This window comes from Acinetobacter sp. USHLN143 (assembly GCF_037145695.1).
Classification (GTDB): Bacteria; Pseudomonadota; Gammaproteobacteria; order Pseudomonadales; family Moraxellaceae; genus Acinetobacter; species Acinetobacter fasciculus.
Genome location: NZ_JBBCWZ010000096.1, coordinates 1 through 8,287 on the forward strand (window position 1 = coordinate 1; position 8,287 = coordinate 8,287).

General features: G+C 36.4%; 7 protein-coding genes and 3 pseudogenes. 6 read left to right on the forward strand and 4 right to left on the reverse strand.

What is annotated here, in order from left to right; genetic code table 11:
* The 5 genes and pseudogenes from WFH18_RS15785 to WFH18_RS15800 all read left to right on the forward strand — a co-directional run.
* Window positions 1–254 (forward strand): annotated as a pseudogene (locus WFH18_RS15785) (hypothetical protein); the annotation flags it as partial.
* 249 nt (window positions 255–503) lie between these two features.
* Complete coding sequence (locus WFH18_RS15790; protein ID WP_004668329.1) at window positions 504–1,070, forward strand: recombinase family protein; 567 nt, start codon at window positions 504–506, stop codon at window positions 1,068–1,070.
* A 767-nt stretch (window positions 1,071–1,837) separates the two neighbouring features.
* A pseudogene (locus tag WFH18_RS18565) lies at window positions 1,838–1,954 on the forward strand (hypothetical protein); the annotation flags it as partial.
* Between the two features lie 87 nt (window positions 1,955–2,041).
* A pseudogene (locus WFH18_RS15795) lies at window positions 2,042–2,181 on the forward strand (cation diffusion facilitator family transporter); the annotation flags it as partial.
* Window positions 2,182–2,358: 177 nt separating this feature from the next.
* Window positions 2,359–2,973: a thiol:disulfide interchange protein DsbA/DsbL gene (locus WFH18_RS15800; RefSeq protein ID WP_004668326.1), complete on the forward strand. Its 615-nt coding sequence runs from the start codon at window positions 2,359–2,361 to the stop codon at window positions 2,971–2,973.
* Between the two features lie 61 nt (window positions 2,974–3,034).
* Here the strand turns inward: WFH18_RS15800 and WFH18_RS15805 are convergent, their stop codons facing one another.
* From WFH18_RS15805 to WFH18_RS15820, 4 genes are all read right to left on the reverse strand, one after another.
* Entirely contained in the window at window positions 3,035–5,512 is a 2,478-nt protein-coding gene (locus WFH18_RS15805; RefSeq protein ID WP_103800941.1) for a heavy metal translocating P-type ATPase, read from the reverse strand.
* 178 nt (window positions 5,513–5,690) lie between these two features.
* Window positions 5,691–5,885: a heavy-metal-associated domain-containing protein gene (locus tag WFH18_RS15810; protein WP_004281879.1), complete on the reverse strand. Its 195-nt coding sequence runs from the start codon at window positions 5,883–5,885 to the stop codon at window positions 5,691–5,693.
* A gap of 469 nt (window positions 5,886–6,354) precedes the next feature.
* On the reverse strand, window positions 6,355–7,236 hold the full coding sequence (locus WFH18_RS15815; RefSeq protein ID WP_004668321.1) for a copper resistance D family protein: 882 nt from the start codon (window positions 7,234–7,236) through the stop codon (window positions 6,355–6,357).
* Window positions 7,237–7,300: 64 nt separating this feature from the next.
* Window positions 7,301–7,681, reverse strand: a complete 381-nt coding sequence (locus WFH18_RS15820) for a copper resistance CopC family protein (RefSeq protein WP_004281877.1) — start codon at window positions 7,679–7,681, stop codon at window positions 7,301–7,303.
* 351 nt (window positions 7,682–8,032) lie between these two features.
* Between WFH18_RS15820 and WFH18_RS15825 the strand changes: the two genes are divergently transcribed.
* Window positions 8,033–8,215, forward strand: coding sequence for a DUF2789 family protein (locus WFH18_RS15825; RefSeq protein ID WP_442892498.1), 183 nt, complete (start codon window positions 8,033–8,035; stop codon window positions 8,213–8,215).
* Window positions 8,216–8,287 lie beyond the last annotated feature (72 nt).

Consider the following 8,287-nt stretch of genomic DNA (forward strand, 5'->3'; position numbering starts at 1 on the left):
CAAAGAATGATTTCACCTTGAAAGTGCCGACCGTGGAAGGGATTCATCTGCTGTATCTCGAAATAAATAAGATATTTAGCTTATCATGTCAGCCTATTTGCAACAGTGCCCTTTTAGATGGGTATATGTATGAAGAATCCCCAGTCTCTTATGAGTTCCAGAAAAATGCGAATCAAGTTATAAAAATTAGAAAATATAAGTTAAGAATCATGAAAAAACCGCCAATAGATAATATGGCGGTTTTTTATCAATAACAACTAGTGTGTCGTTCAATGACAAACTATCAGTCGTAAATGACCAACAATAATTCGCATGACGACGATAAAGCCCAAATCTTTGTCTAAAGTATGTATTCATAGAGTATACCCTAAAGTGACAATCTAAAAGTTCGTAAAAGCATGTCTCATTTAAATGATTTTTAATCATAAGTAACATGTAACTTTGGTATTAAAGATTTATAATTTACGAAATTGTTCATTTTTATCCAATTGGGGCATGAAAAAGTGAAAGGTCAAAAAGTAGGTTATGTCCGGGTCAGTTCAGTCGAGCAAAATACGGGACGTCAACTTGAGGGAATTGAAGTCGATCGAATTTTTGTTGATCGCGCTTCAGGTAAAAATACCGATCGACCTAAATTTCAGGAAATGTTGAACTATGTCAGGGAAGGCGATCAAGTTGTTGTACATTCCATGGATCGTTTTGCGCGAAGCCTAAAAGATTTGGTCACTGAAGTAGATAAACTGGTCAAACGAGGGATCGCCATCCAGTTTGTAAAAGAAAATATTACTTTTACGGCCCAATCCACTCCGATGGATAATTTGATGCTGCAACTGATGGGTGCTTTTGCACAGTTCGAACGTGAGATCATTTTAGAACGGCAAAAGGAAGGAATTAAACTAGCCTCTACTCAAGGAAAGTACAAAGGCCGGGTACATAAATTAAAACCCGACCAAGCTGAAGCTTTACGGCAGGCATGGAAGGAGGGGAAGTACCCTTCAAAAATGGCATTAGGCCAGGCATTTGGAATTAGTCGCCAGGCGGTATACCGCTATTTAAAAGACAGTGAGTAACTCATTGAAATTTGCGAATAGACTTAGTTTCACGATGAAAATCGTGAAACATTGATTAAATAATAAGTGCAGAAAGCAAAGAATCACAAAGTTTCCGGCCTATAAATTTTTGATTTAGCAATAATTAAATCCCTTACAATTCAAATTTTTCAGCAACGACTTATCTTTGTTAAAATAGTATTAATTTATTTTTTTTAGGACAAACCTTAACCAAATTACAAATTTGTAATTTGGTTGTCATTTAGGTGTATATATCTAGGAATTAGTATATGAAGAAATTATTTTTTGGTCCAAGATATGATTAGATTCAATAATATATATATGAAGATTGTTTTAGTTATTTTTACTATAGTTTTTTCAACCAGTAGTTTTGCTGATGGGGGACTTCGTTTCTTAGAGAAAAATTTAGAAATAATTAACAATGAAAAAAGCAAAGGGTGTGAAGAGAATTAATTCAAAATTATAATGAAGCACATATAACTAGGAAAACTAAAAATTAGTTATTTTTAGTATGGTGTAACTAAGATTAATTAATTTTTTTAAATCGAATGATAAATATATTTATTGTTTTTAATTTATTCTTTACCATTTTCAAATTTTTAAATAATCCGAAAAGACTATTTTAAACTTTAGGGTTACATATGCTCCTATACATAGGCAGGAATAAATATGCAACTTAGTATATTTGCAACAATAGTACTGGAAAGATTCATGTAATAATGCTTAAAACTCTCTAATTAGTTAGGGAGGCATTGGAATTGGAGAAAAAAGTAAAGTGCCCACTAGTAAATGTGGTTATTGGAGGGATTATCTCATCAACCCTTCTTATGTTGGTTTTATTACCAATATTGTCCCGGTGGATAAATGAAAAGAAAGCTTCTTGACCAATTATAGTAAGCAATTTTTAGCAGAAATATTGAGGCTTACTCAAGTCTCTCAGCTAATCGTAAATAGAATAAGGAAACTATTGTATGTCAGAAGATCATTCTCAGAGCCACGCGGCTGTTACTGAAGAGAATAGTAAGAAGTTAATATTTACTGTAGGTTTGACCACTACGTTTTAATCGTAGAAATTATAACCGTTTTTATTACTCAAAGTTTAACTTTTGTGATTATCTAAAAACACATAGCGGTCGAATGGCCATATTAACTGACTTAAAATCAGTCGCATACTTTAATGTAGCGGTTCTGATAGCACAAAAGTTCGCAGCATGAAAACGGAACCGGCATAATTGATTTATAGTGAACCCATACACTAAGCATAATGATTTAGAGGACGATAATCCCAATGAAAAAATTCCTTTTAGGAGCTGTTGCCGCATCTGTTTTGGCCTTTTCAGGTAGTGCTATGGCCAATTTTGTGGCAGGTCAGGACTATCAGGTGGTCGCAAAACCAGTCAAAGTCGAAAAACCGGGCAAAATTGAGGTACGTGAATTCTTCTGGTATGGCTGTGGTCACTGTTTCACGTTGGAACCGCATATGCAGGACTGGTTGAAAAAATTACCCAAAGATATCCGTTTTGTACGTACACCTGCTGCAATGAACCCGCTTTGGGAACAGGCTGCACGTGCTTATTATGTTTCAGAAGCCCTGGGTGTGCGTCAAAAAGCACATTTACAGTTATTCCATGATATTCATGACAAGCAGCGTCCAATTTTAGAACAGGCACAATTGGCCAAGTTCTATACCCGTTATGGTATTTCTGAAGAGAAATTTAACACGACTTATAAATCATTCCCGATTTCGTCAAAAATTGCTCAGGCAAAAAATTTGACTGCTCAATATCAGTTAAGCGGTGTACCAGCGGTGACCGTGAATGGTAAATATATTGTGCAGGGCAATGATGCCAAAGTAATTCAGGTGGTGAATTACCTGATTGAAAAAGAGCGTAAAGCCAAATAAGACGCGATTGATTATCTCTAAAAAAAACCTGCATCGAATCTGCAGGTTTTTTTATTTAAACTTAAATAATTGCAAGGGGGGCTTTAAAACGTTTTAATCGTAAAGCATTTCCTAGTACAAATATTGACGAGAGAGCCATTGCACCAGCAGCAAATACAGGAGAAAGTAGCAGTCCAAATTGCGGATAAAGTACACCTGCTGCAATAGGAATCAGAGCTGCATTGTAAACAAATGCCCAAAATAAATTTTCACGAATATTGGTTATAGTCGCTTTGCTTAAAGCGATAGCATTTGGCACTCCTTTCAGGTTGCCAGACATCAAAACCACATCAGCAGCTTCAATAGCTACGTCTGTACCTGTACCTATTGCTAAACCAATATCTGCTTCTGCAAGTGCAGGGGCATCATTAATGCCATCTCCAACATATGCGAGTTTACCATATTGATTTTTTAATTTTTTAACGGCCTCTATTTTACCTTCTGGTAAGACTTCTGCAATAACCTCATCAATACCTAGTTTTTTTGCAATCGCTTGAGCTGTATGACGGTTATCACCTGTAATCATGGCAACCTTTAAACCTAACTGATGTAACGCTTCAATTGCAGCAAATGTTGATTCTTTAATTGGATCTGCTACAGCAATAATGGCAGCAAGTTTCTGGTCAATCGCAACATAGAGAGGGGTTTTTCCTTCTTCTCCCAAACGATCCAAAAATTGAGAAAAAACATTAGGATTCAAACCTAGTTTTTCCATATATCGATCTGCACCAATATGAACCAAATGTTCAGACACCGTTGCTTCTATTCCATAGCCCGTGACTGACTTGAAATCAGCAACAGGAGACAGAATTAATTCCTTATCTATAGCGGCTTGTACAATTGCTCGAGCAATAGGATGCTCAGACTTTGATTCAACGGCTGCCATAAGTGAAAGTACGGCATTGTATTCAAACCCTTCTAAGACATGCAGATCGGTTAAAATTGGTTTCCCTTCAGTCAGGGTCCCTGTTTTATCAACAGCAACCACTTTAGTTTCTTTGAGCAGCTGCAAAGCTTCCCCTTTACGGAATAAAACACCCATTTCAGCACCACGCCCAGTTCCCACCATGATTGATGTAGGCGTTGCAAGTCCCATTGCACAAGGACATGCAATAATGAGTACCGCAACTGCATTAACTAAGCTAAACGTTAGGGCTGGCTCAGGGCCGAAGATAAACCAAGTAATAAAAGTTAAAAGAGAGAGACCCATTACTACAGGTACAAACCACATGGTAATTTTATCAACCAATGCCTGAATAGGCAGCTTGGAACCCTGTGCCTGTTCAACCATTCGGATGATTTGAGAAAGCACTGATGAACTACCAACAGAGGTGGCTTTGATATTTAAGCTGCCACTTTGGTTAATTGTTCCTCCTACCACAGTAGAGCCTATCGTTTTTTCAACGGGCATAGGCTCGCCAGTAATCATGGATTCATCAATAAAACTTTGGCCGTGAATAACTTCACCATCGACAGGGATACGCTCGCCTGGTCTAATCTCTACAATCGTTCCTGTTTGAACTTCGGCAATCGGAACTTCTATCACCTGATTATTGAGCTGTATTCTGGCAACTTTAGGCTGCATTCCAACTAGATGTTGAATTGCTAAAGACGTTCGGCCTTTTGCCTTGGCTTCAAAAAATCTACCTAATAGAATTAAAGTGATAATAACCGCTGCAGCTTCATAATAAACATTGACCGTGCCTTGTGGCAGGACACTTGGAAAGAAAGTAGCAACCACTGAATAAAGATAAGCAGCCAATGTTCCTACAGCCACCAAGGAATTCATGTCTGGTGCTAAGCGGAATAAACTTGGGATGCCCTTTTTAAAGAAGCGTCGGCCTGGAAAAATTAATGCTACTGTGGTCAAGAAAAATTGCATTAACCAGCTATTTTGTTGGCCAATGTTATCCATCATAAACGTATGAAAGGCGGGAATCAGGTGTGATCCCATTTCTAAAATAAAAACGGGTAGAGTCAATAAGACTGACAAAATTAAATCTTTTTTAAGTTTTTCTAATTCAATATTTTTTTTATCTTGAAAGCTTTCCGTAGTTTGATGAACTGACTTTGCTTCAAACCCTGCTTTGGTGACAGCCTGAATTAACGAGTCACGAGTGACAGATGAGCTTGCCTGAATAGTCGCTTTTTCAGTAGCCAGATTTACATGAGCTGATTCCACACCCTCAACAGATTTTAAGGCCTTTTCTACTCGACCTACACAAGAAGCACATGACATACCCTCAATCGTAAGCTCTATTGGTTGCAGCGCTTCCACTTCGTAGCCTGCTTTTTCTACGGCTTTAATTAAAGTAGCGCGATCAAGTGGTTGATGCGCATAAATGACTGCTTTTTCGGTAGCCAGATTTACATGAGCCGATTCAACACCCTCAACAGATTTTAAAGCTTTTTCCACACGGCCTACACAAGAAGCACATGTCATCCCCTCAATCTCTAATGTTTCACTGTAGTGTGGCGTATCAGTCATTTCGGTACTCATATACGATCTCTATCATTTAGATATGCTGAGTTCTATATGCGAAGATCAGCTCGAACCAAGATTAGGGGGAATTCAGGGATTACTTTTATTTCAAGCAAGTACAGGTTTTATCTGTACGATGAGGAAAATAAGAGAGAGTAAAAGTGGTAAGGAATTCCCACTGTTACTCTAACAGAGATTAAGCAGGATCAGCTGTAAATCCACGCTCACTGAGAGTGGCAATGACTTGATCCTGACTCACCGTTGTGTTGATTTCAACAATACGGTTTTGTAAATCAATATCGAGTGAGGCATTCGAGTCGAGCTCTTTAATTGCGGTAGTAATGCCGCGTGCACAACCACCACAAGTCATATTAGCGATGTGAAATTTCATATGTTGCTCCTTTTTAACAAAACATTTGTTTAAAACATTAGAACAGTAACTCTAAACTTTCACCATACAACCAGCCTTTTTCTGAATCAGTTACTCGCTGTAACTTGGTCTGTTTACAACCTTACAGTTTTCTTCAGAGTATTCCAAAGAAGAGTGTTCTAATGACTACAGTAAAAGTACTTAACCAACATTAATGTGACTTTAAAATGACATTTTTGTCATCTACGATCACTCTGAAATTTATAAGATTAGTTATTTCAATCAATGGTAGTGAACTGAATAGATGAGACCGTTATGGGTTGAAGATAAGCTAAAAACCGGTGACTACCTTTATGTATAATGCCTCATGATGCGATTTTACTGTTCTGATTGTCGTAAGTTGGCAGTCCAGTAGAAACTTTATTGCTCAGCTACAAAAGATAAATGCAGTAATGTTAAATTTCCTCAATTCCCTTATTTTGAAATTCTCTTATTCAATACCCACGACAGTGGTTATATAGCCTGTTGTTAATAGAATTGATAGACCTAATAACATCTCAAATAAAATGGCATGACTAAGGTGTTTAGCGAATTTAGGATGTTGAAGACGCGGGGTGAAATACCATTTGTTGAAGGCAGCTAAAAGTAGAATACCTATAACAAAAAACATTTTAACCATGAAACCATAGCCATATGCAGTATTGATTAAGGTATTAAAATCTTTAATTAAAAGAAGAGCTACACTAGCGCCACAGGCGATTAATATCCCAACAATGAAAGCAGCAATACGTCCAAATACATGCATGCGATCTTTTAAAGGTAAACCACTTATTTCCCGGCTGGTTTTCCATAACGGATATAAAGACCCCATCCATAACGACATAACTAGAATATGGATTGATAATAAAATTTGAGCAAGTAAGGTTAAATTAGCGACATGTCCGAGCTGGGAAAAACTAAAAATAATCGGGAGAAGTAAAACACAAAATATTGAACTTTCAATTATAGAAAACTGACCTTTGTTCCTGTTAACTTTAACCACCATGAGAAGAAGTAAAAGAGCAAAACTAATAGAACGAAGAACGTATATATACCCCGTCGGAGTATTAACCAATATATTAATATACGTGGGGTCCACCATCCCTGTAATACCAGTATTGGCAAAACTACCAATCAGAATAAAAAATCCCAAGGTACTGGAAATTAGGCCTAATCCAGCGCCAATTGTAATATATTTAAGAATCGATTCTTTTAGTTCAAGATATTGTCTAAGTAAAAAATAGCAAAAGGCTCCACCAACGACAAAAGCTACACTTAAATATAAAATAACCTTAGTTAACCAAGTGGCCCACATCCAATATTCAGAAATCATTATTTTTGTCCATTCTAGAACAACATGCCAGCACCTCACTGACATGTTGAAAGGTAATCAATTCTTATTTAGTTGATTTGATAGTGAAACTATATTCACCATTCATGTTGTGACCATCTTTCCCCATTGTTGTCCAGACAACGGTATATTTACCTTTTTTCAGTTTCGGAAGAGCGACATCAAAGGATTTCTTTAAGTCATGAGTAACTTCATATTTTAAAGGAACATCTCTTCGCTGAGCATCCAGTAACTTAATATTCATCAACATAACCTCTGCACCAAAGTTAAGGGTCAAGTTCTTTGGTTGACTAAGGATAGATGCATTTTCCGCAGGAATCGCACTCACTAAACTCACATGAGCGAACGTAGTTGTAGTAGCCACAATCATCGTTGCAGCTACTACAACATTACGTAGAGCAGTCATTTTATTTTGAAATAATTTCATTTACGTTTCCTCTTGATTCGTTAGTTCATTAGAGATGACTTTATAAAATCTATATTTAATGAGACCACATCATCTCCTCTTATATTTCAATTATTAGTGAGAGACAGAAACAGAGCGATGACTTCAAAATTACATTTTTGTCATTTTTAAAATTTAAAATCTTTAACTATTAAAATAATCTTATTGAAAAATAATGATCATTTAACAAACAAATTATGTAGGTGGTTGATTTATGAAATGTAGTAATCATTTTGTCTAAGAAAATAGTAGCTATTTAATTTTTTATATTTTAGTTTAAATATAAACATGTTATGTTTAATTTGATCTAATATAAATTTGTGGGCTAAGCACATGACTCAAACACGTCCAAGAATGACCAAATTATTTGAACAGCTTGGTTTAGCTTCTACTGAAGAAGCAATTGCAAAATTCATAGAGAGCCATCAGCTAGCTGGAGATGTTTTTTTAACACAAGCAATTTTTTGGACTGATGCTAGAGGTGGATCAGGAAATTTGAACAACACTTATAAGTGATATTTTGCTCCCCAAATGATGTTATAAACATCAATATATGGAGTATTTTATGACACGTAGACCAAGAAGAAA